Source organism: Mesorhizobium metallidurans STM 2683 (genome assembly GCF_000350085.1).
Taxonomy (GTDB): Bacteria; Pseudomonadota; Alphaproteobacteria; order Rhizobiales; family Rhizobiaceae; genus Mesorhizobium; species Mesorhizobium metallidurans.
This window is the reverse complement of the sequence record NZ_CAUM01000119.1, coordinates 52,020-72,001: the sequence shown is the minus strand read 5'-3', so window position 1 is coordinate 72,001 and position 19,982 is coordinate 52,020. Positions and strand designations below refer to the sequence as shown.

The window sequence follows — 19,982 nt, the reverse complement described above, 5'->3', positions numbered from 1 at the left end:
AGCCCAGGAATGACGAAGTTGGGGACGCTTCGGCCAATCTCCAATTTCGGCGATGGTCGGCCCAAACCAACAGCCCTCCAGCTGTCAAAATCACCATCTTGAGGAGTTAGGCGAGAACCGTCTGCAGCCTTGTCAGCTCTTCGATCTGGGCCATCGTCGCCTGATAGCCGATGCGGATCGCCTCGTCGGCGCGGTGGAATTCGGTCAGGCCGATATGGCTGAGCTTCGGCTGCAGCGACATGTCAGGCGGGTCGCCGGCAAGCCGCGCGCGCGAAATGCGGTCCTGGATGATGTTGAAGGCTTCGACCATGACGCCAGTGATGCCGAGCCGGGACTGGTATCCGGTGTCGGCCTGGCCGGCTCTCGGCGCGTCCTTCTCGACGACCAGTTCGCCGGCGCTGTGCTTGATGACCGCGGCGCGGCCGAACAGGTCATAGTGAAGGTTGACCGCGACCACGAGCGGCTGCTCATAGGCGCGGCAGACCGAAACCGGCACCGGATTGACCAGTGCGCCATCGACCAGAACGCGCCCGTTGCAATTGACCGGTTCGAACACGCCGGGCAAGGCGTAGGAGGCGCGCATGGCAGTGGTCAGCGAGCCGCTCGACAGCCAGATTTCATGGCCGGTGCGGATCTCCGAGGTGACGCAGACGAACGGCTTCGGCAGATCCTCGAAACGGACGCCGGCAATGTGCTCGCGCAGCCTTGCGTCTAGCTTCATGCCGCCGAACAGGCCGCTGCCGCGCAGATTAAGGTCGAGAAGACCAAAGATGCGCCGTCTGGTCAGGCTTCGGGCGAATTCTTCCAGCGCGTCCAGCTTGCCTGAGAGATAGCAGCCGCCGACCAGCGCGCCGATCGAGGTGCCGGCGATCATCGACACTTCGATGCCGGCCTCATCGAGAGCGCGCAACACGCCGATATGGGCCCAGCCGCGCGCGCAGCCACCGCCCAACGCCAGTGAAATGCCGGTTTTCTTGGCAGGCTTCGTTTCGGATGCTCCGCCGGACGAGGAGGGGCCGTTGGCTTCCCCAACATCCGGTCTGTTGCGCAATGACGCCCATTCGAGCATCACAATCTCCCTTGTCCCACGGCTAATATAGAGGCGGGCCGTATCGAAATCATGAATATACGTGACGGCAAGTCGGCGAATGGTTCATATGGATGGTTCATTTGGGCTTTCGATACGTTTTTTTCGCATCGAACAGCGGTTTGCTGCCGTCGCCGGCAAGCGCCCCCTTGCCGTCGATCAACCCCACCGTCCGATAAAAGCAGGAACGCCGGCCGGTGTGACAGGTTGCGTCGTGGCCCAACACTTTGACGCGCAACCATATGGCGTCCTGGTCACAATCCGTGAGCATCTCGACGACATTCTGCACATTGCCGGAGGTTTCGCCCTTCTTCCACAGCGCCTTGCGCGAGCGCGACCAGTAATGGGCGATGCCGGTTTCGAGCGTCAGCGCCAGCGCCTCGGCGTTCATATGCGCGACCATCAGCAGCATGCCGTCTTCGGCATCGGTGACGACGACAGTGACGAGGCCGCCGGCATCGAAGCGCGGCGAAAAGACCGCACCTTCCTCCAGTGCCTTCTTGTCTGATGGAGCTTCCGGGAATTCCACTGCCGACATCGCCGGTCCTTATTTCTCATGACCGGCGAGGCTTCCGATCAGGCTCCGCCGCGCACCATGGTGACGAAACGGACCTGCTCTTCGGGGGTGTCCTTGAAGATGCCGGTGAAGGTCGAGGTCAGCGTGGTGGAATCCTGCTTGCGGATGCCGCGCATGGCCATGCACATATGCTCGGCTTCTAGCATGACGGCGACGCCGCGAGGATTGAGCACGTCCTGGATGACGCCGGCGATCTGCGCTGTCATCGCTTCCTGCGTCTGCAGGCGATGAGCGAAGATATCGACGACGCGCGCGATCTTGGACAGGCCGACAACCTTGCCGTCCGGCAGATAGCCGACATGCGCCTTGCCGATGATCGGCACCATGTGGTGTTCGCAATGCGAGTGGAAGGTAATGTCCTTGACGATGACGAGGTCGTCATAGCCGGCGACTTCCTCGAAGGTGCGGCCCAGCTCCTCGGCCGGGCACATGTCATAGCCGTTGAACATTTCGCGGAAGGCCTTGGTGACGCGCTTCGGCGTGTCGATCAGGCCCTCGCGGTCCGGGTTGTCCCCCGTCCAGCGCAATAGTGTGCGCACCGCAGCCTCGACCTCGGCTTCGCTCGGCCGGTCGGTAACCGGCTTTTCCATATAGGCGGACTGGGGCATGAGTTTCTTGATGACGGCATCCATTAAAGGCGTCTCCCGTAGTTCCTCTCTCAGGAGGAACGAGTTGAACGGACCACAACCTTTCGCGCTTGGAAAATCGCCCGGTTTCCAGCCCGCAAGCGGCGTGAACTGATTTGAGCAAAGACATGGCCCTTGGTCGCCTTGTCGATGCCCGACTGCCAGCATTATATATGGTCGTGCCGAGCGAATGAAAGACGCATCAGCGGCAATCGCTGTTCGCTTGGCGGCGACGGATTGGAAAAAAATGATCGACAACGTCTACAATGCGAAAATTCTGGGTTTTGCCGGAAACATCGCGCGGATCGGCCGGCTCGAACATCCCGATGCGACCGCGCGGGCGCATTCCAAGCTGTGCGGCTCGACGGTGACCGTCGATCTGAAGATGAATGACGGCATCGTCACCGATTTCGCCCATGACGTGAAGGCCTGTGCGCTCGGCCAGGCGTCGTCCTCGATCATGGCGCAGCATGTCGTCGGCGCCAGCGCGGATGAATTGCGCAGCGTGCGCGAGACGATGCTGAAGATGCTGAAGGAGAATGGCACGCCGCCGCAAGGCCGTTTCGCCGACCTCAGATATCTGGAACCCGTGCGCGATTACAAGGCGCGCCATGCCTCGACCATGCTGACCTTCGACGCCGTGGTCGACGCCATCGGCCAGATCGAAAAGAAGCGCGCCGAACAGGCGGCTTAACCCTCTGCAAGAACACGCCGGCTTTCGGCGAATTCCGCTCGGATCCAGTCGGCAAAAGCCCTGGCCGGCTCGGAAAGGTCATTCAGGCTTCTGGCTACCAGCCAATAGGCACCGGACGCGACGTCGATGTCGAAAGGCTTGATCAGCGCGCCGGACGCAAGTTCTTCGCCGATCTGCAAAAGATCGCCCAGCGCGACACCATGTCCAAGCAAGGCTGCCTGCTTCGAAAGCGAAATATCCGCCAGCATCGGGCCACGCGCAGGCACGGCTTCAGGGGCTACGCCTGCCGCTTCGAACCAGCGCGTCCAGGCCTGGCGGTTTTCTTCGTGCAGCAAGGTGTAGCGACCAAGGTCAACCGGGCTTTTCAGCGGAGGGCCGGAAGCAAGAAGCGCCGGCGACAGAACCGGTGAATCGACGGTTGAGGCAAGCCGTTCGGCCTCACTGCGCGGCCACGAGGTGGCGTGCGCGCTGAAGCGCAAGGCAAGTTCGGGCTGATCGCTGCGGAACTCTATCAACCTGGGGTCGACCTCGAGGGAAACGTCGATGTCGGGCCGCAACTCGCGAAATCGGTTGAGCCGAGGCACCAGCCAGACGGATGCAAGCGACGGCTCGACGCTGACACGAACCACGGACTGCGCCGGGACCGCGGCCAATTCTGACAGCAGCCTGTCGATGTCGTCGAAACTTCTCACCAGCTGATCGAGCAGCCGCCGGCCTGCCTCGGTCAGCTCAACGCGGCGATGGTGGCGGAAGAACAAGGACTGGTGCAGGAAGGTTTCAAGCTCGCGAATCTGCCGGCTGATCGCTGCCTGCGAAACGAAAAGCTCCTCGGCGGCGCGGCTGAAGCTCAGGTGCCGGCCGGCTGCCTCGAAACTTCTCAGTGCCGTCAGTGGAAGCCGCCCGCGCTTCATTCGCATAACCCAGAGTTATCCGACGTGGAAATTATACTCGTTTGAGGACGAAGGCCAGCAGCGGTCTAATCGTGCCTAGAGGAGATGCGGCAATGAACGAATTTCTGGATATCTTCGGGGACGTGATGCGGATCGTGACGTTTCAGTACCAGCCGCCAAGACCAACGCGTGTCAACTTCGCTGGAAATTGGAGAGCCGAACGAGGTTCGCCTCAGCGGACCCACCCGACAGGCCGCGTGACCCCGCACCATCGTTGAAATCGAAGAGACATTGCTTTCCCCGGCCAATGTCCACATCTATCGACGGTAGGAAGTCGATCCGGGATTGCGATGAGCAACGAGCACCAGCATGCACATGCTGCATTGGCCGCGCGGCGCGGGCGCAACTGGCCGGGGCCGTGGCGCAAGACGCCCGGCCGTCTCCTCGGCACCTCGTTTGTGCGACTCTATCAACTGACACTGTCCGGTTTTGTCGGCAATTCGTGCCGGCACCTGCCGACCTGTTCCGAATACGCGCATGAAGCGATCGCCCGCCACGGCCTGTGGGCCGGCGGCTGGATGGGACTTTTCCGGGTGCTGCGCTGCGGGCCATTCGGCACGCATGGCATCGACAGGGTGCCGGAGGCGCTCACCGATCGCTATGTCTGGTTCATGCCCTGGCGGTATTGGCAGATCGGCAGGAAGCGGGGCGAATCCGAGATCTGACTGCATCCACCGGACTTCAGCGCTGGCGGTCTTTACGAACTGGTAGGGTTAACATCAGCCTGCACAAAGACTGCGAATTTGAGACAAAATCGAGACAAGACGCCTCGCTAAGCCGCTTCCGGTAATCCCTCCAGGAAAGAGCTTTGCATGCGCCAGCTAGACCGTCGTCCGTTCGTTTTTGCGATCATTCTTTTTCTTCTGGCCTGGCTGCTTGGTTTCCCGATGCGGGCGCAGTCGGCGCCGCTTGGCGACGTCGAATGCACGCTGATCCAGGATGCGGTGAGCGGCCAGACGCTCCACCGCGACGGTGTTTGCGACCAGCGCTTCAGCCCGGCGTCGACTGGCTTGATCAAATAAGCCGCACGAACGCTTTACGGCGCCGGTATCTGCCCCTAAAAGGCTGCCGCCGGACGCATCCGGTATTTACCTTATACATGTCGTTACCCCAAAACCGCTGTGCACTTTTGGGCGACATGCATTTCACCACCCGCGCTCGTTTGCGGGACTGGATAGGAGAAGAACATGCTGAATTCCGTTTCCCTGACATTTCCCGATGGCTCCGTCCGCGACTATGACGCAGCGATGACTGGCTCCGGCCTGGCGGAATCGATCTCGAAGTCGCTGGCCAAGAAGGCGGTCGCCTACTCGATCGATGGCGTCGTTCGCGATCTCGGTGATCCGCTCGGCAAGTCCGGCAAGGTCGAGATCATCACCCGCGAGGATCCGCGCGCGCTGGAACTCATCCGCCACGATGCGGCACATGTGCTGGCCGAAGCCGTGCAGGAATTGTGGCCGGGAACGCAGGTGACCATCGGGCCGGTGATCGAGAACGGGTTCTACTACGACTTTGCCCGCAACGAGCCGTTCACACCCGACGATTTTCCAGTGATCGAGAAGAAGATGCGCGAGATCATCGCGCGCAACAAGCCGTTCACCAAACAGGTCTGGTCGCGCGAAAAGGCGAAAAAGGTCTTCGCCGACAAGGGCGAGCGCTACAAGCTTGAGCTGATCGACGCCATTCCCGACGATCAGGAGCTCAAGATCTATGCGCAGGGCGACTGGTTCGACCTCTGCCGCGGCCCGCACATGGCCTCGACGGGACAGATTGGCAACGCCTTCAAGCTGATGAAGGTGGCCGGCGCCTATTGGCGCGGCGATTCCAACAACCCGATGCTGACGCGCATCTACGGCACGGCCTGGGCCGACCAGGCGCAGCTCGATGCCTATCAGACGATGCTGGAGGAAGCCGAGAAGCGCGACCACAGGAAGCTCGGCCGCGAGATGGACCTGTTCCATTTCCAGGAAGAAGGGCCGGGCGTCGTCTTCTGGCACGCCAAGGGCTGGAAGATGTTCCAGAACCTGGTCAACTACATGCGCCGCCGCCTCGACGAGCAGGGCTATCAGGAGGTCAACGCGCCGCAGGTGCTCGACAAGAGCCTGTGGGAGACGTCGGGCCACTGGGGCTGGTATCGGGACAATATGTTCAAGGTGACGGTTGCCGGCGACGACACTGATGACGACCGCGTCTTCGCGCTGAAGCCGATGAACTGTCCCGGCCATGTCCAAATCTTCAAGCATGGATTGAAATCCTACCGCGATCTGCCGGTAAAGCTTGCGGAATTCGGCAATGTGCATCGCTACGAGCCGTCCGGAGCGCTGCATGGGCTGATGCGCGTGCGCGGCTTTACCCAGGACGATGCCCACATCTTCTGCACCGAGGAACAGCTCGCCGACGAGTGCATCAAGATCAACGACCTGATCTTGTCGACCTATGCCGACTTCGGCTTCGACGAAATCACCGTCAAGCTGGCGACCCGCCCCGAAAAACGCGTCGGCACCGACGCGATGTGGGATCATGCCGAAGGCGTGCTGCAGGATGTGCTCGACAAGATCGCGTCGCGGTCGGGCAACCGGATCAAGACGGGCGTCAATCCGGGTGAGGGCACGTTCTATGGGCCCAAATTCGAATATGTGCTGAAGGACGCCATCGGCCGTGAATGGCAATGCGGCACCACGCAGGTCGACTTCAACCTGCCGGAACGGTTCGGCGCCTTCTACATCGGCTCGGATTCGGAAAAGAAGCAGCCGGTCATGGTGCACCGCGCCATCTGCGGCTCGATGGAGCGCTTCCTCGGTATCCTGATCGAGAACTATTCCGGCCATTTCCCGCTGTGGTTCGCGCCGTTGCAAGTTGTGGTGGCGACGATCACTTCCGATGCCGACGACTACGCGCAAAAGGTCGTTCAGCAGTTGAAGGCGGCTGGGCTCCAGGCGGAAGCCGATCTGCGCAACGAGAAGATCAATTACAAGGTCCGCGAGCATTCGCTGGCCAAGGTTCCGGTCATCCTCGTCTGCGGCAAGCGCGAGGCGGAGGAAGCGACGGTCAATATTCGCCGCCTGGGTTCGCGCGACCAGGAATCGCTCGGCCTCGCTGAAGCGGTGAAGCTGCTTTCCGATGAGGCGGTTACGCCGGACCGCAGGCGCCGCGCGGCCTGATACCCAAATCCTCTAAGAAATGGCGGTGGAGCGATCCACCGCCATTTTCACATCCCTGTCATGGCGTGAGTTTAACAAATCGCGATGCTGAAGCTGAAACTGCGCGAAAGACCGTTTCCCGAACTTTCCTATGCCAGCCCGCACCAGCCGGCATTGACGCGCTGGTTCATTCATTCGATCGAAGGCCTGTCCGGGCGCGACCGTTATGCCGCGCTCTATGACTTCTGGCGCCGTCACGTGGTGCCGACCGGCGAGCGGATGTTCAGCCGCATGCTGGAACTGATCGACGTCCGTGTGCGGACCGCCGATCAATGGCCGCCAGCAAGACTGCCCGATACGCCATTGGTGATCGTCGCCAACCATCCGTTCGGCATCGGCGACGGCATAGCCGTGCTCTCGCTGGCCGAGCAGCTTCAGCGCCCGTTTCGCGTCATGATCCACAAGGATCTGCTCAAGATCCGCGAGATGGGGCCCTATTCGCTGCCGATCGACTTTTCCGACACCAAGGACGCACTGAAGAACAATATGGCGGTGCGCCATGAGGCGGTGCGGCTGCTGAAGGAGGGCGTCACCATCGTCGTCTTTCCAGCCGGCGGCGTCGCCACCGCGCCGAAGGGGTTCGGCCGGGCGCGCGACCTGCCGTGGAAGATGTTTCCGGCCCGTCTCGTCCAGGACGCCAAGGCCTCGGTTATTCCGATGCATTTTTCCGGTCAAAACGGTCGGCTGTTCCATCTGGTCAGCGGTCCCATGAACATGGCTGAGCGCGACGGACGCGTGGCGAAATTCGTCGGCAGGGCCTCGCTGACGCTGCGCACATCGCTGCTCATCCGTGAATTCGCGCGGCTCTCCGGCAAGTCGATCGAGGTGCGTGTCGGCGACGCGCTGAACTGGGAAGAACTGGAGCCTTTGCGTGACCGCAAGGTGCTGCTCGACCGTCTCTATCGCGGCGTCTTCGATCTGGCGCCGGCCGAACCGCGCCGTCGGATGCCATTCCTGCCGGGACGAGCCAAGCTGGCGGCCTGACAACGCTGCCGTCGCCCAAGGCTGGAAGAAAAGCCCTCCCTAGTCAGCCCCTTCCTCGGGATCGATCGCCGAGGCTTCCGAGGCCAGAACGTCGATCTCCTTGTTCTGTCCGGCCACGACCGTAAAATCCTTCTGATAGATGCGGTCGCGGTTCTTGGCGATGATGGTGTAGTCGCCCTCGGCCAGCACCATCGAGGCAAAGGCGCCGACGGTTTCCTTGATGGGATCGCCGGATTCATTGAGCAGCGACCAGGAGGTGTCGGCGATCGCCTCGCCGCCGGCCTCGCGCACAAGCTTCATGGTCATCTCGGCCGCGCGATGCTCGACGGTCGCTTCGGTCAGCTTGCCGGCCTCGACGCGGATGTCGGAGCGAATGACCGCATTCACCGCGCCATAGGTCGAAACCACATGATAGACGCCGGCGTTCAGCCGCACGACGCTGTTCGGCTCGACATCGGGTATGATCAGCGCGCGGTCGGCATTGGTTTTGGTCTGGCCCTCATAGATCGAAAAGCGCAGCTTCTTCGACGGGATGCGCACACCGCCCGACAGCACGGCGTCGAGTTTGAGGCCGCCCGCATCGAGCACGAGGCTCTCGCGCTTGGCGTCCTTGCCGACGGTGATGCGCTTGGTTGCGCCGGCCCGCCCATAGGAGGCGTGGACCAGATAGCTGCCGGGCTCGAGCTGGAACACGGCGGTGCCGCCATGGGCGGAAGCGACCATCGGCAGCTTGCCGTCGCTGGCCGCTTCGGGCCTGAAGACTCGCCAGACGATGCCGCGCGTGATGTCGGCGCCCTTGTCGGTCAATTGCGCCGACAGAGTGATCGCGCCGCTGCTTCCCAAAGCCAGCGATGTCTCGCTTTTCGGCGTCGCGTAGCTGGAAATCCCGGGAAGCTTCAGATTGCCGATGCCGTCCGCATCCTGCGCGATGGCGGATGACACCGGCACTGCCAGCAGCGCGGCGCCGAGCCAGACCAGGAAAAGACGCTGCATCCCCTCAAACATGCCTTGCGTTGAAGCCCAAAGCGGTGGCAATTTCAAGGCTTAAGAGTCCAGATCGCTTCTGCTGGAGCGTGTTTCGGTCTAAAGGACTCTTCCATCCGGCGCGCCCGCGCCAATGCCCAAGCCGCCCGATGTCGCGATGGCGTGCTTCAGCTTAAATTCCAGGAGACTTGCGTCCATGGCGTCGCCCATCATCGACTTTCTGCTGACCCGGAACTCCGCGCCGATCCCGGAGTTGAAGGAGCCGGCGCCCAGCGACGCCGACATCGCGACCATGATTGCCGCTGCCTCACGGGTGCCGGACCACGGCCGGCTGGAACCCTGGCGCTTCATCCTTTATCGGGGTGAAGCCCGCGTCGAGATCGGCAAAAAACTGGCAGCCCTTGCCGAACAGCGTGAAGGGCCGCTGCCCGAAGGCCGCCGCAACCAGGAGCTCGCGCGCTTTTCGCGCGCGCCGCTGGTGATCGGCGTGGTGTCGAGCCCGAAGGACAACCCGAAAATCCCGCAATGGGAAATGTTCCTGTCCGGCGGCATGGCGGCGATGAACCTGATGATATCAGCCAATGCGCTGGGCTACGGCACCAATATGATCAGCAACTGGTATTCCGATGTGCCCGAGGGCAGGGCGATGCTGGGACTGGCGCCGCATGAGCGCGTTGTCGGCTTTGTCCATATCGGCTCCTATCAAGGGCCGGCGCCGGAGCGGCCGCGCCCCGACGCGGCGAAACTCTATGCCGACTATCAGGGACCCTGGGTGGGATAGAAATGTTCTACGAGCCGTCGAAAGGGCATGGGCTGCCGCACGATCCGTCCAAGGCGATCGTGGCGCCGCGCCCGATCGGCTGGATCTCGACAGTTGATAGGGAAGGCAGGATCAATCTTGCGCCCTATTCCTTCTTCAACGCCTTTTCGACGCGGCCCTTCATCGTCTGGTTCTCGTCCGAAGGCGAGAAGGACAGCGCAACCTTTGCCGAGGAAACGGGCGAATTCGTCGCCAATCTGGTCAGTAGTGAACTGGCGGAGAAAATGAATCGAACGGCGGTGGACGCGCCGCGCGGCATAAGCGAGTTCGGCTATGCCGATCTGGCGATGGCGCCGTCGCGCCTTGTCGCGCCGCCGCGCGTGGCGGCAGCGCCCGCGGCGCTCGAATGCCGGGTGACGGAGATCCTTCGCCCGAAAGCGCTGGACGGAACATCGACGGGCGCGGTGGTGGTTGCCGGCGAAGTCGTCGGCGTCCATATCGACGATGCGTTCCTGAACGACGGCAGGTTCGATATCGTCAAGGCGGGCAATGTCGGCCGTCTCGGCTATATGGACTATTCGAGCGTCAACGAGATCTTCTCGATGCGCCGGCCCCGTTGGGAAAAAGAATAGGGCTGGAGGGAAAGGATCAGGCCAAGACTCCAGCCGCCCTGGCTCGCGCCAGAAGCCGCTCGGCGAGCCTGAGATGCGGCCGGTCGTACATCTTGCCATCGATGCCGACGACGCCGGGGTTCCCCGCCGCCTCGAATGCGGCAACCAGGGCAGCGGAATGCTGAACGGCTTCGGCTGATGGCGTGAAGGCGGCATTGATGACCGGCACTTGCGCCGGATGGATCGCCATCTTGCCGGTGAAGCCGTCACGCTCGGCCTCGGCGCATTCGCTCTCGAAGGCGACCATGTCGCGAAAACCGGGGAAGACCGTGTCGATCGCGGCGACCTCCGCCGCACCCGCGGCAAGGATAGTCATGGTTCGGGCAAAGCGAAAGACATCGGTATAGCGGCCATTCCCGTCGCGCGCCGTGCGAGCACCGATCGCCGCCGACAGATCCTCCGCCCCCCAGGTGATGCCGGCAAGCCGCGCGCTGGCTTTGGCGTAGGTCCCAGCCGCCAGCACGCCTGCCGCCGTTTCTGTGATGATCGGCAGAATTCTTATCGCGCCGTCCGGCAGGCCGCTTTCGGCTTCGTGCACCCTCAGTTTTGCCGAAAGCTGCTGGACGTCCTGGCCGCTGTTCGACTTCGGCAGCATGATGCCGTCGGGTTTGGCCGGAACAAGTGCCGCGAGATCGTCGTCGGTCAGTCCGCTCGACAGATCGTTGACCCGGACATAGATCGCGGCCGTGGTCTGAAGCCGGTGGGCGGCAATGAAGCTCGCCGCGGTGTCGCGCGCCGCCGCCTTGTTGCCGGGCGCCACGGAATCCTCGAGGTCGACAATGACCACATCGGCGCCCGCGCCAAACCCCTTCTCCAGCTTCTTCTCCGAATCGCCGGGAACAAAGAGCAGCGAGCGCATCCGTCAGGCTGCCTTCTTCATCATCATCGCTTGCCTCAGGCATTTGGCGACGAGCACGTCATGCTGGTTGTAGGCGCGATGTTCGAACTCGACGATGCCGCGGTCCGGCTTCGATTTCGATTCCCGTGTCGAGATCACGGTGGTCTCGACGCGGATGGTGTCGCCATGGAAGACCGGATGCGGAAACACCGTCTCCTTCATGCCGAGATTGGCAATGGTGGTGCCGACGGTGATATCGTTCACCGAAATACCGATCATAAGGCCCAGCGTGAAGAGCGAGTTGACCAGCGGCTTGCCCCATTCGCTGCTGGCGGCGAAGTCGAAATCGATATGCAGCGGTTGCGGGTTCAGCGTCATCACCGAAAACAGCATGTTGTCGCTTTCGGTGACGGTCTTGCGCAGCGTATGCCGGAATAGCTGGCCGACGACGAACTCTTCCAGGTAAAGCCCGGCCATGGTCGATCTCCCGTTTCCGATAGCTTGATAAGCGCTGCCCACCAGTCCATCAAGCCGGTTAATGAACATGGTGAACCGTTCGTAAACCATTTCTGCCTAGGGTCTTCTCAGGGGCTGGAACGGACTTGGGCCGGGGGCGTAGCGGACGGCATGATTGTTTCGCATTTCCTGAAATGGATTGACACGGCAAGGGTCTCGGAGCGTGCCGCGGCGGCCCGCGCGCTGGCCCGCGCCTATATCAATTCCGATCTGCCTTTCGAGGATCGCTGCGCCGCCGAGGCCGCGCTGACGCTGCTGCTCGACGACGCCTCGTCGAAGGTGCGGCTGGCGATTGCCGAGGCGCTGTCGATGAGCCATCACGCGCCGCTGCAGATCATCAGTGCATTGGCGTCCGACCAGCCGGAAGTGGCCAGTCTGGTGCTGGCGCGTTCGCCGCTGCTCACCGATGCCGACCTGATCGACCGGGTCGCCGGCGGCCAGAAGGCGACGCAGACATTGATCGCCGACCGGCCTGTCGTCTCGATGGCGGTCGCGGCGGCGATCGCCGAGATCGGCGAGCCGGAAGCCTGCGCCACACTGCTCGCCAACAGCGGCGCAGACATCGCTTCACTCAGCTTTCGCCGTATGGCCCAACGATACGGCCATATGCCTCTGATACGTGAGGCGCTGATGTCGGACGCGCGGCTGCCGGCCGACTGCCGGCACGTGCTGCTGATAAAACTTGGCGAGACCCTCAAGGGGTCGCCGCTGGTGCTGGCGCTGATGGGCCCGGCAAGAGCCGAACGCGTCATGCGCGACGCTTGCGTCAAGGCTTCGGTGACGCTGATCGAAGGCACGCGCCAGGAAGAACATGCAGCCCTGATCGAGCATCTGCGCCTGCGTGGCGACCTGACGGCAAGCTTCCTCATTCGCACCATCGCGCATGGCAAGGTCGATTTCTTCGGCTCGGCGCTGGTTGCGCTCAGCCAGCAGTCCGAACAACGGGTGAGGGCGCTGCTGGCCGGCGGGCATGATGTGGCGCTGCAGGCGCTGTTCCGCAGCGCCGGCCTTGCCGCGGCAATCCACGCGATCATCCTGCGCGCGCTGAAGATCTGGCGCGAGGTTGCCAATGGCAAGCGCATCGCCGGTGTTCAGGAAGTAAGTTGGCTGATGCTGAAGGAATTGGGCGGACAGTCAGCCGAAGGCGATCTCGCCGGGTTGGTGAAGTCGATCCATCTCGATGCGTTGCGCGAGAACGCGCGCGATCATGCGCTGGCGATCGCGGCGGCCTAGCTCCAAGTTCAATCGGATAGCTGGGTGGGTCGCGATTCCGTTGCGTTGTGAGCGCTACGCAGCCGGTCCCAGATCACACGCTCATCTCCGCATTGGAGCATCGGACCCAAAAGTGGAGACCGGTTTTGGGAAAAATCCGATGCTCGAACAAAAGATAGAACGGCGGGCTAATTCAGATGTCCAGCACTTCCGTCTCGGCGAATTCCGCGCGTTCCTGGATGAAGCGGAAGCGGGCTTCCGGCTTGGTGCCCATCAGTGCGTCGACCGCGTCCTTGGTCGCGGTCTCCGCGTCGATTACATCGACCCTGAGCAGCGTGCGCTTCCGCTGGTCCATGGTCGTTTCCTTGAGCTGGGCAGCCATCATTTCGCCGAGCCCCTTGAAGCGGCCGATTTCGACCTTGCCGCGCCCGGTGAATTCGGTGCGCAGAAGTTCGTCCTTGTGCGCATCGTCGCGGGCATAGGCGACCTTGCCGCCTTGCCGGATCGAGTAGAGCGGCGGCACCGCCAGATAGAGATGGCCACCGCGGACCAAATTGGGCATCTCCTGATAGAAAAAGGTGATCAACAGCGAAGCGATGTGGGCGCCGTCGACATCGGCGTCGGTCATGATGATGACGCGGTCGTAGCGCAAATCCTCGTCGCGGTATTTCGACCGCGTGCCGCAGCCCAAGGCCTGGATCAGATCGGAGATCTGCTGGTTGGCGGCGAGCTTGTCGTTGCCGGCGCTGGCGACGTTGAGGATCTTGCCGCGCAGCGGCAGCACCGCCTGGCTGGCGCGATCGCGCGCCTGTTTCGCCGAGCCGCCGGCCGAATCGCCCTCGACGATGAACAGCTCGGCGCCGGCCGCTGCGTTCTGCGTGCAGTCGGCGAGCTTGCCGGGCAGCCGCAGTTTGCGCACCGCGCTCTTGCGCGACACTTCCTTTTCCTGGCGCCGCCGCACCCGCTCGTCGGCGCGCGCGATCACCCATTCGAGCAGTTTCGAGGCCTCTTGCGGATTGTCGGCCAGCCAATGGTCGAACGGGTCGCGGATGGCAGTCTCGACGATGCGGATCGCTTCGATCGTCGCCAGCCTGTCCTTGGTCTGGCCGACGAATTCCGGCTCGCGGATGAACACCGACAGCATGCCTGCCGCCGATATCATGACGTCCTCCGACGTGACGATCGAGGCGCGCTTGTTGCCGACGAGATCGGCATAGGCGCGAAGCCCGCGCGTCAGCACGTTGCGGAAGCCGGCCTCATGGGTGCCGCCCTCGGCGGTCGGGATGGTGTTGCAATAGGAATTGAGGAAACCGTCGCCGCCGAACCAGGTCACCGCCCATTCGAGCGAGCCGTGGCCGCCTTGCCTGTCGCTCTTGCCGGCGAAGACTTCACGGGTGACCTGGAACTCGTCGCCGAGCGAGGCCTTCAGATAATCCTTGAGGCCGCCCGGAAAATGGAACTCGGCCTTGGCCGGCGTCGGGTCCTTTTCCTTGATCAGCGACGGATCGCAGGTCCAGCGGATCTCGACGCCGCCGAACAGATAGGCCTTCGAGCGCGTCATGCGGTAGAGCCGCGCCGGCTCGAAGGCGGCGCCCTTGCCGAAGATCTGCTCGTCCGGATGGAAGCGGATCCTGGTGCCGCGGCGGTTATGCACCTCGCCGAGGTGCTCGAGGCCGGTGACCGGGATGCCGCGCGAGAATTTTTGCCGATAAAGTTGCCGTCCGCGCGCGACTTCGACCTCGAGATGATCAGAAAGCGCGTTGACCACGGAAACGCCGACACCGTGCAGGCCGCCCGAGGTCTCATAGACCTTCGAGTCGAACTTGCCGCCCGAATGCAGCGTCGTCATGATGACTTCGAGCGCCGGCTTCTTGAATTTTGGGTGTGGATCGACCGGGATGCCGCGGCCATTGTCGGTGACGCAGAGGTAGCCATCGGCTGAGAGCTCGACATCGATGAAGGTGGCGTGGCCAGCGACCGCCTCGTCCATCGAATTGTCGATGACTTCTGCGAACAGATGGTGCATCGCCTTGTCGTCGGTGCCGCCAATATACATGCCGGGGCGGCGGCGCACCGGCTCCAGCCCTTCCAGAACCTCGATGTCGGCGGCGCTATAGCTCTCGCTGCCGTCGCGGGATGCCGGGCGCTTCGCCGCCTGCACCAGCGGGTCCGCGGGGCGCGCCGAGGCGCGAACCGGTTGCGGCTGCTTGTCGATATTGCCGAAAAGATCGTTGTTGTCGTCCATGCCGGTCCTGGATTGCGATGCTGCGAATCACCTGCCGATACTGCCACGCTTTTTGCAGGCAGGCGACGGAAGTTCCTGTTACGTTCGAGGAATAGAGCCCTCTTACCGCAAAACCATCCGACAACCAAGCGGCGGAAATAGGCCGGCTGCAGCCGGCATGTCATCGAGACTCGCAACGAAACAGTGCATTTGCGCCAGAACATGCCAGGCGGGCCGACCACGTCGGGCCGACCCTGCGTGATTGCTCCCGCCAGAACTACTACTCCGCCGCCCCCAGATATTCCGACAGTGGCGGGCAGGAGCAGACGAGGTTGCGGTCGCCGGCGACATTGTCGATGCGCGACACCGGCGGCCAGTATTTTGCCGATGTATCGGCGTTGCCGGCCGGGTAAGCCGCCTCCAGCCGCGAATAGGGATGAGACCACACCGCGGCCAGCGCCTCGGCGGCGGTGTGGGGCGCATTGACCAGCGGGTTGTCGGCCAAGGGCCACTCACCGCTCGCCACCTTGGCCGCTTCGCCCGATATGGCGATCATCGCATCGCAAAAACGGTCGAGTTCCTGTTTGGGCTCGGATTCGGTCGGTTCGACCATCAGCGTGCCGGCGACCGGAAACGACATGGTCGGCGCATGGAAGCCATAGTCGATCAGCCGCTTGGCGATATCGTCAACGCTGATGCCGGAGCTCTCCTTGAGCACGCGGGTATCGAGGATGCACTCATGGGCGATGCGATCGTGCCTGCCCTTGTAGAGGAGCGGGAAGTGCGGTGCGAGCCGCGTCGCCACGTAGTTGGCGGAAACGATCGCCGTCTCGGTCGCCTGCTTCAAGCCGGAGGCGCCCATCATGCGGATGTACATCCAGGTGATCGGCAGGATGGAAGCGCTACCGAAGGGTGCGGCCGACACGGCATGCGCTAAACCTTCGGTGACATGACCCGGCAGATAGGGCTTGAGGTGCGCCCTTACGCCGATCGGGCCGACGCCGGGGCCGCCGCCGCCATGCGGTATGCAGAAGGTCTTGTGCAGGTTCATGTGGCAGACATCGGCGCCGATATCGCCGGGGCGGGCGAGGCCGACCAAGGCGTTGAGGTTGGCGCCGTCGAAATAGACCTGTGCACCATGCTCATGGATGAGGGCGCAGAGATGGCGTGCGCCTTCCTCGTAGACGCCATGCGTCGAGGGATAGGTGAACATCAGCGCCGCGAGGTTCTTGGAATGCTCGTTGGCCTTGGCCCTCATATCGTCCATGTCGATATTGCCGTCCTCCAGGCAGCGCACGACGACAACGCTCATGCCGGCCATCGCCGCGCTCGCCGGATTGGTGCCGTGCGCGGAAGACGGGATCAGGCAGACGGTGCGATGGCCCTCGCCGCGCGAACGGTGATAGGCGCGGATGGCGAGCAATCCGGCATATTCGCCCTGGCTGCCGGCATTGGGCTGCAGGCTGACCGCATCGAAGCCGGTGATCTCCGACAGCCAGCCCTCCAGTTCGCCGACCATGGCGCGATAGCCGGCCGAATGGCTGGCCGGCGCGAACGGATGCAGGTTGGCGACGCTTGGCCAGCTCACCGGCATCATTTCGGCGGCGGCGTTGAGCTTCATGGTGCAGGATCCCAGCGGGATCATGGCGCGGTCGAGCGCCAGGTCCTTGTCGGCCAGCCGGCGCAGGAAGCGCATCATCTCGGTTTCCGAGTGGTTGTCGTGGAAGACCGGCTGGCTGAGGAATTCCTTGCCGCGTGGCTTGCCGGGTGTGCTGCCGGCGCCAGCGGTGCCGGCCTTGGCGCCGAACAGTGCTGCGATCGCGTTCAGATCGGCCTCCGTCGAGGTCTCGTCGAAGCTGATGCCGATATGGTCGGCGTCGACGACGCGCAGCAGCCGGCCGGTCCTTTCGGCAGCCGTGGCGATCGCCTTAGCCTTGCCCTTTGCTTCCACCGTCACCGTGTCGAAGCGGCTCGCGCCAAGCACCGAAACGCCTGACGCCTTGAGGCCGGCCGCCAGGCGGTTGGCCAGTGCGTGGATGCGGCCCGCAATCGCCTGCAGGCCCGCGGGGCCGTGCCAGATCGCATAGGCCGTCGCCATGTTGGCAAGCAGCGCCTGCGCGGTGCAGATGTTGGAGGTCGCCTTGTCGCGGCGGATATGCTGTTCGCGCGTCTGCAAAGCGAGGCGATAGCCAGGGCGGCCCTTGCTGTCGGTCGACTGGCCGACGAGGCGGCCTGGCATCAGCCGTGTCAACTTGTCGGAGACGGCACAATAGGCGGCGTGCGGGCCGCCAAAACCCATCGGCACGCCGAAGCGCTGCATCGGACCGACGGCAATGTCGGCGCCGAGTCTTGCCGGCGCGTCGGTGAGCGTAAGGCCGAGCGGGTCGGCGATGAAGACGACGAGCGCGCCGCTGGCGCGAGCCTTTTCGATTGCCGCCTTGTGGTCGCCATAGACGCCAAACGTATCGGGCCAGGAGACGAGCAGGGCAGCGGTGTTGTCATCGATCGTCTCGCCGTCGACCTCGATGCCGAGTGGTTCGGCGCGGGTGCGCACGACGTCGAGGGTCTGCGGATGCGGAGTGCCGGCAAGTGCTACCTTGGTGCGCTTGTCGCGATGATGGCGCAGCGCAATGCCGACGGCTTCGGCCACCGCCGTCGCCTCGTCGAGCAGCGAGGCCGATGCGACCGGCAGTCCGGTCAACTCGGTGACCAGGGTCTGGAAGTTGAACAGCATTTCGAGCCGGCCCTGGCTGATCTCGGCCTGGTATGGCGTGTAGGCCGTATACCAAGCCGGGTTCTCGAACAGATTGCGCTGGATGACCGGCGGCACGTGGACGCCGTGGTAACCGGCACCGATAAAGCTCTTCAGCACGGTATTTTTGGCCATCGTCGCCGAAAGCTCGGCCAGCGCTTCCGCTTCGCTTGCCGGAGCAGGCAAGGCGAGCGGCTGGTCGAGGCGGATCGATCTCGGCACGGCCTGGCTGATCAGCGTCTCGACGGAGGGAACGCCGATGGTGGCGAGCATGGCTCGGACATCGTTGACGCCGGGGCCGATGTGGCGGGCTGAGAAGGGATAGGGTGCTGCTACGGTCATGTTCAATGTCCTGATATCAACCGATGTGAACCTGGTAGCCGGCTTCATCGAGGAGGCCCTCGAGCTGGCTTTCATTGGCGAGCTTCATCTTCCACAGCCAGCCGTCGCCTGTTGCCGCCGAGTTGACCAGAGAGGGGTCCGACGACAGCGCGCTGTTGGCTTCGGTGATCTCGCCATCGACCGGCGCATAGACGTCGGATGCCGCCTTGACGGATTCGACCACCACCGCGGTATCGCCCTTGGCGAGCTTGCGGCCGGTCTCCGGCAATTCGACGAAGACGAGATCGCCGAGTTGCTCCTGCGCGTAATCGGTGATGCCGACAGTGGCGATGCCGCCTTCGACGCGGAGCCATTCGTGGTCTTCGGTGAAATAGGTCTTTGCCATGAGGACTTATCCTTTGCGGTAGCGATGAGGCGTGAAGGGCAGGGGATTGATATCGATCGGGATTTTCGTCCCGCGCACATCGGCGAAAAGCCTGGCGCCGGGCTTGGCCAGCGCAGTCTGGACATACCCCATGGCAACCGGGTGGCCGGCCGAAGGGCCGAAGCCGCCCGAGGTAACATGGCCGGTTGGATTGCCGTCGGCATCGAACAGGGCGGCGCCGGCGCGCACCGGCTGGCGGCCTTCCGGCTTCAGGCCGACCCGTTTTTGCGCCGGGCCGCGTTCAATTATTGCGCGCAAGGCATCGGCACCGATGAACGGTCCGGCGGCGCGTATGTCCCTGGGGATCGCCCACATCAGCCCGGCGCTGGCCGGGTCGACCTCCGGCGTGATGTCCTGGCCGTGCAGGCAGAGCCCGGCCTCCAGCCGCAGGCTGTCGCGGGCTGCTAGGCCGATCCAAAGCACGCGCTCGTCTTTGAGCAGTCTGGCGACGAGATCGCGCGCGTCCGCCTCCGGCAGGCCGATTTCGAACCCGTCTTCGCCGGTATAGCCGGAGCGGCTCATGAACCAGTTTTGCCTGGGCTCGATGCCGTGCATGAACAGCAGCGATCCGGTCTCGATGCCGGCGCGGGCAAGGGCCGCCCATGCTTCGGGGCCCTGGATCGCCAGGAAGACGCGGTCGAGTGCGTCGACCTTTGCGTCAAAATCCCCCTTTGCGTCAAAATCGATGGCCAGCGCGCGCAGGTGCTTCTCGTCGGTGGCAGCGTTGCCGGCATTGGCGACGACCATGAAGCGCTCGTCGCCAAGCCGGGTGATGATAAGGTCGTCGATGATGCCGGCGGCCTCATTGAGGAAGAAGGTGTATTTCGACTGGGAGATATCGAGCGCAGCGGCGTCCAGCGGGCAGGCGCGGCTGAGGAGTGCGGCAGCGCCCGGACCGCTGACCTCGAACAGCTTCATGTGCGAGATGTCGAACAGGCCAGCCTGCTCGCGGGTGTGAAGATGCTCCTTCATCACGCCGGCCGGATAGGTCAGCGGCATCGACCAGCCGGCGAACGCGCCAAAGCGCGCACCAGCGGCGGCATGCAAATCTTCGAGGGGAAGGTGTTTGGTGTCGTCGCCCGTCATGTCATCTCCAGAGTCGCACGCAATCGGCCGCTGATGGCGACCAGTCCGTGCCCCT

18 protein-coding genes and 1 pseudogene are annotated in these 19,982 nt (G+C 63.2%); 8 read left to right on the top strand and 11 right to left on the bottom strand.

The window, feature by feature from the left end; genetic code table 11:
* Positions 1-106: 106 nt before the first annotated feature.
* From MESS2_RS19805 to folE, 3 genes are all read right to left on the bottom strand, one after another.
* Positions 107-1,069, bottom strand: coding sequence for a patatin family protein (locus MESS2_RS19805; protein WP_008876205.1), 963 nt, complete (start codon positions 1,067-1,069; stop codon positions 107-109).
* A gap of 97 nt (positions 1,070-1,166) precedes the next feature.
* On the bottom strand, positions 1,167-1,625 hold the full coding sequence (gene hisI / locus MESS2_RS19800) for a phosphoribosyl-AMP cyclohydrolase (RefSeq protein WP_008876204.1): 459 nt from the start codon (positions 1,623-1,625) through the stop codon (positions 1,167-1,169).
* Between the two features lie 38 nt (positions 1,626-1,663).
* Positions 1,664-2,296: a GTP cyclohydrolase I FolE gene (folE, locus tag MESS2_RS19795; protein WP_008876203.1), complete on the bottom strand. Its 633-nt coding sequence runs from the start codon at positions 2,294-2,296 to the stop codon at positions 1,664-1,666.
* Positions 2,297-2,537: 241 nt separating this feature from the next.
* Between folE and MESS2_RS19790 the strand changes: the two genes are divergently transcribed.
* On the top strand, positions 2,538-2,984 hold the full coding sequence (locus MESS2_RS19790) for an iron-sulfur cluster assembly scaffold protein (RefSeq protein WP_008876202.1): 447 nt from the start codon (positions 2,538-2,540) through the stop codon (positions 2,982-2,984).
* Here the strand turns inward: MESS2_RS19790 and MESS2_RS19785 are convergent.
* Positions 2,981-3,895, bottom strand: a complete 915-nt coding sequence (locus tag MESS2_RS19785; RefSeq protein ID WP_008876201.1) for a LysR substrate-binding domain-containing protein — start codon at positions 3,893-3,895, stop codon at positions 2,981-2,983. The genes MESS2_RS19790 and MESS2_RS19785 overlap by 4 nt on opposite strands.
* 329 nt (positions 3,896-4,224) lie before the next feature.
* On the opposite strand from MESS2_RS19785, the gene yidD reads away from it, so the two are divergent.
* The 4 genes and pseudogenes from yidD to MESS2_RS19765 all read left to right on the top strand — a co-directional run bounded on the left by yidD (position 4,225) and on the right by MESS2_RS19765 (position 8,118).
* On the top strand, positions 4,225-4,599 hold the full coding sequence (yidD, locus tag MESS2_RS19780) for a membrane protein insertion efficiency factor YidD (RefSeq protein WP_008876198.1): 375 nt from the start codon (positions 4,225-4,227) through the stop codon (positions 4,597-4,599).
* 147 nt (positions 4,600-4,746) lie between these two features.
* A pseudogene (locus MESS2_RS19775) lies at positions 4,747-4,941 on the top strand (class D beta-lactamase); the annotation flags it as partial.
* A 180-nt stretch (positions 4,942-5,121) separates the two neighbouring features.
* Positions 5,122-7,095, top strand: a complete 1,974-nt coding sequence (gene thrS, locus MESS2_RS19770; protein ID WP_008876196.1) for a threonine--tRNA ligase — start codon at positions 5,122-5,124, stop codon at positions 7,093-7,095.
* A gap of 84 nt (positions 7,096-7,179) precedes the next feature.
* Positions 7,180-8,118 carry a lysophospholipid acyltransferase family protein gene (locus MESS2_RS19765; protein WP_008876195.1) on the top strand — a complete coding sequence of 313 codons (939 nt, stop codon included), beginning with the start codon at positions 7,180-7,182 and terminating at the stop codon, positions 8,116-8,118.
* 39 nt (positions 8,119-8,157) lie between these two features.
* Here MESS2_RS19765 and MESS2_RS19760 read toward each other — a convergent pair whose 3' ends face one another.
* The gene (locus tag MESS2_RS19760; RefSeq protein WP_040593540.1) at positions 8,158-9,123 is read right to left on the bottom strand and encodes a collagen binding domain-containing protein; all 966 of its coding nucleotides are present in this window, start codon (positions 9,121-9,123) and stop codon (positions 8,158-8,160) included.
* A 175-nt stretch (positions 9,124-9,298) separates the two neighbouring features.
* Here MESS2_RS19760 and MESS2_RS19755 point away from each other — a divergent pair, with 175 nt between their 5' ends.
* Together MESS2_RS19755 and MESS2_RS19750 are read left to right on the top strand one after the other, a co-directional pair.
* Positions 9,299-9,883 carry a nitroreductase family protein gene (locus MESS2_RS19755; protein ID WP_008876192.1) on the top strand — a complete coding sequence of 195 codons (585 nt, stop codon included), beginning with the start codon at positions 9,299-9,301 and terminating at the stop codon, positions 9,881-9,883.
* Positions 9,884-9,885: 2 nt separating this feature from the next.
* Positions 9,886-10,494 (top strand): flavin reductase family protein, encoded by a 609-nt coding sequence (locus MESS2_RS19750; RefSeq protein ID WP_008876191.1) that lies wholly within the window; start codon positions 9,886-9,888, stop codon positions 10,492-10,494.
* 16 nt (positions 10,495-10,510) lie between these two features.
* Here MESS2_RS19750 and MESS2_RS19745 read toward each other — a convergent pair whose 3' ends face one another.
* On the bottom strand, positions 10,511-11,392 hold the full coding sequence (locus MESS2_RS19745; protein ID WP_008876190.1) for an HpcH/HpaI aldolase/citrate lyase family protein: 882 nt from the start codon (positions 11,390-11,392) through the stop codon (positions 10,511-10,513).
* A gap of 3 nt (positions 11,393-11,395) precedes the next feature.
* Positions 11,396-11,848: a MaoC family dehydratase gene (locus tag MESS2_RS19740; RefSeq protein WP_008876189.1), complete on the bottom strand. Its 453-nt coding sequence runs from the start codon at positions 11,846-11,848 to the stop codon at positions 11,396-11,398.
* A 150-nt stretch (positions 11,849-11,998) separates the two neighbouring features.
* On the opposite strand from MESS2_RS19740, the gene MESS2_RS19735 reads away from it, so the two are divergent.
* Entirely contained in the window at positions 11,999-13,120 is a 1,122-nt protein-coding gene (locus MESS2_RS19735; RefSeq protein WP_008876188.1) for a DUF2336 domain-containing protein, read from the top strand.
* A gap of 172 nt (positions 13,121-13,292) precedes the next feature.
* Here the strand turns inward: MESS2_RS19735 and parE are convergent, their stop codons facing one another.
* The 4 genes from parE to gcvT all read right to left on the bottom strand — a co-directional run bounded on the left by parE (position 13,293) and on the right by gcvT (position 19,927).
* Positions 13,293-15,344: a DNA topoisomerase IV subunit B gene (parE, locus tag MESS2_RS19730; RefSeq protein WP_008876187.1), complete on the bottom strand. Its 2,052-nt coding sequence runs from the start codon at positions 15,342-15,344 to the stop codon at positions 13,293-13,295.
* 259 nt (positions 15,345-15,603) lie between these two features.
* On the bottom strand, positions 15,604-18,417 hold the full coding sequence (gcvP, locus tag MESS2_RS19725) for an aminomethyl-transferring glycine dehydrogenase (RefSeq protein WP_008876186.1): 2,814 nt from the start codon (positions 18,415-18,417) through the stop codon (positions 15,604-15,606).
* Positions 18,418-18,433: 16 nt separating this feature from the next.
* Complete coding sequence (gene gcvH, locus MESS2_RS19720; RefSeq protein ID WP_008876185.1) at positions 18,434-18,802, bottom strand: glycine cleavage system protein GcvH; 369 nt, start codon at positions 18,800-18,802, stop codon at positions 18,434-18,436.
* Positions 18,803-18,808: 6 nt separating this feature from the next.
* Positions 18,809-19,927, bottom strand: coding sequence for a glycine cleavage system aminomethyltransferase GcvT (gcvT, locus tag MESS2_RS19715; protein WP_008876184.1), 1,119 nt, complete (start codon positions 19,925-19,927; stop codon positions 18,809-18,811).
* Positions 19,928-19,982 lie beyond the last annotated feature (55 nt).

Excerpts from the sequence above, each read along its gene's own strand:
- MESS2_RS19735 (WP_008876188.1), top strand. The coding sequence starts at position 11,999 with ATGATTGTTTCGCATTTCCTGAAATGGATTGACACGGCAAGGGTCTCG.
- thrS (WP_008876196.1), top strand. The coding sequence starts at position 5,122 with ATGCTGAATTCCGTTTCCCTGACATTTCCCGATGGCTCCGTCCGCGAC.
- gcvP (WP_008876186.1), bottom strand. The coding sequence starts at position 18,417 with ATGACCGTAGCAGCACCCTATCCCTTCTCAGCCCGCCACATCGGCCCC.
- MESS2_RS19745 (WP_008876190.1), bottom strand. The coding sequence starts at position 11,392 with ATGCGCTCGCTGCTCTTTGTTCCCGGCGATTCGGAGAAGAAGCTGGAG.
- MESS2_RS19805 (WP_008876205.1), bottom strand. The coding sequence starts at position 1,069 with ATGCTCGAATGGGCGTCATTGCGCAACAGACCGGATGTTGGGGAAGCC.
- gcvT (WP_008876184.1), bottom strand. The coding sequence starts at position 19,927 with ATGACGGGCGACGACACCAAACACCTTCCCCTCGAAGATTTGCATGCC.
- parE (WP_008876187.1), bottom strand. The coding sequence starts at position 15,344 with ATGGACGACAACAACGATCTTTTCGGCAATATCGACAAGCAGCCGCAA.
- MESS2_RS19785 (WP_008876201.1), bottom strand. The coding sequence starts at position 3,895 with ATGAAGCGCGGGCGGCTTCCACTGACGGCACTGAGAAGTTTCGAGGCA.
- MESS2_RS19740 (WP_008876189.1), bottom strand. The coding sequence starts at position 11,848 with ATGGCCGGGCTTTACCTGGAAGAGTTCGTCGTCGGCCAGCTATTCCGG.
- yidD (WP_008876198.1), top strand. The coding sequence starts at position 4,225 with ATGAGCAACGAGCACCAGCATGCACATGCTGCATTGGCCGCGCGGCGC.
- hisI (WP_008876204.1), bottom strand. The coding sequence starts at position 1,625 with ATGTCGGCAGTGGAATTCCCGGAAGCTCCATCAGACAAGAAGGCACTG.
- MESS2_RS19790 (WP_008876202.1), top strand. The coding sequence starts at position 2,538 with ATGATCGACAACGTCTACAATGCGAAAATTCTGGGTTTTGCCGGAAAC.
- MESS2_RS19750 (WP_008876191.1), top strand. The coding sequence starts at position 9,886 with ATGTTCTACGAGCCGTCGAAAGGGCATGGGCTGCCGCACGATCCGTCC.
- folE (WP_008876203.1), bottom strand. The coding sequence starts at position 2,296 with ATGGATGCCGTCATCAAGAAACTCATGCCCCAGTCCGCCTATATGGAA.
- MESS2_RS19760 (WP_040593540.1), bottom strand. The coding sequence starts at position 9,123 with ATGTTTGAGGGGATGCAGCGTCTTTTCCTGGTCTGGCTCGGCGCCGCG.
- MESS2_RS19755 (WP_008876192.1), top strand. The coding sequence starts at position 9,299 with ATGGCGTCGCCCATCATCGACTTTCTGCTGACCCGGAACTCCGCGCCG.
- gcvH (WP_008876185.1), bottom strand. The coding sequence starts at position 18,802 with ATGGCAAAGACCTATTTCACCGAAGACCACGAATGGCTCCGCGTCGAA.
- MESS2_RS19765 (WP_008876195.1), top strand. The coding sequence starts at position 7,180 with ATGCTGAAGCTGAAACTGCGCGAAAGACCGTTTCCCGAACTTTCCTAT.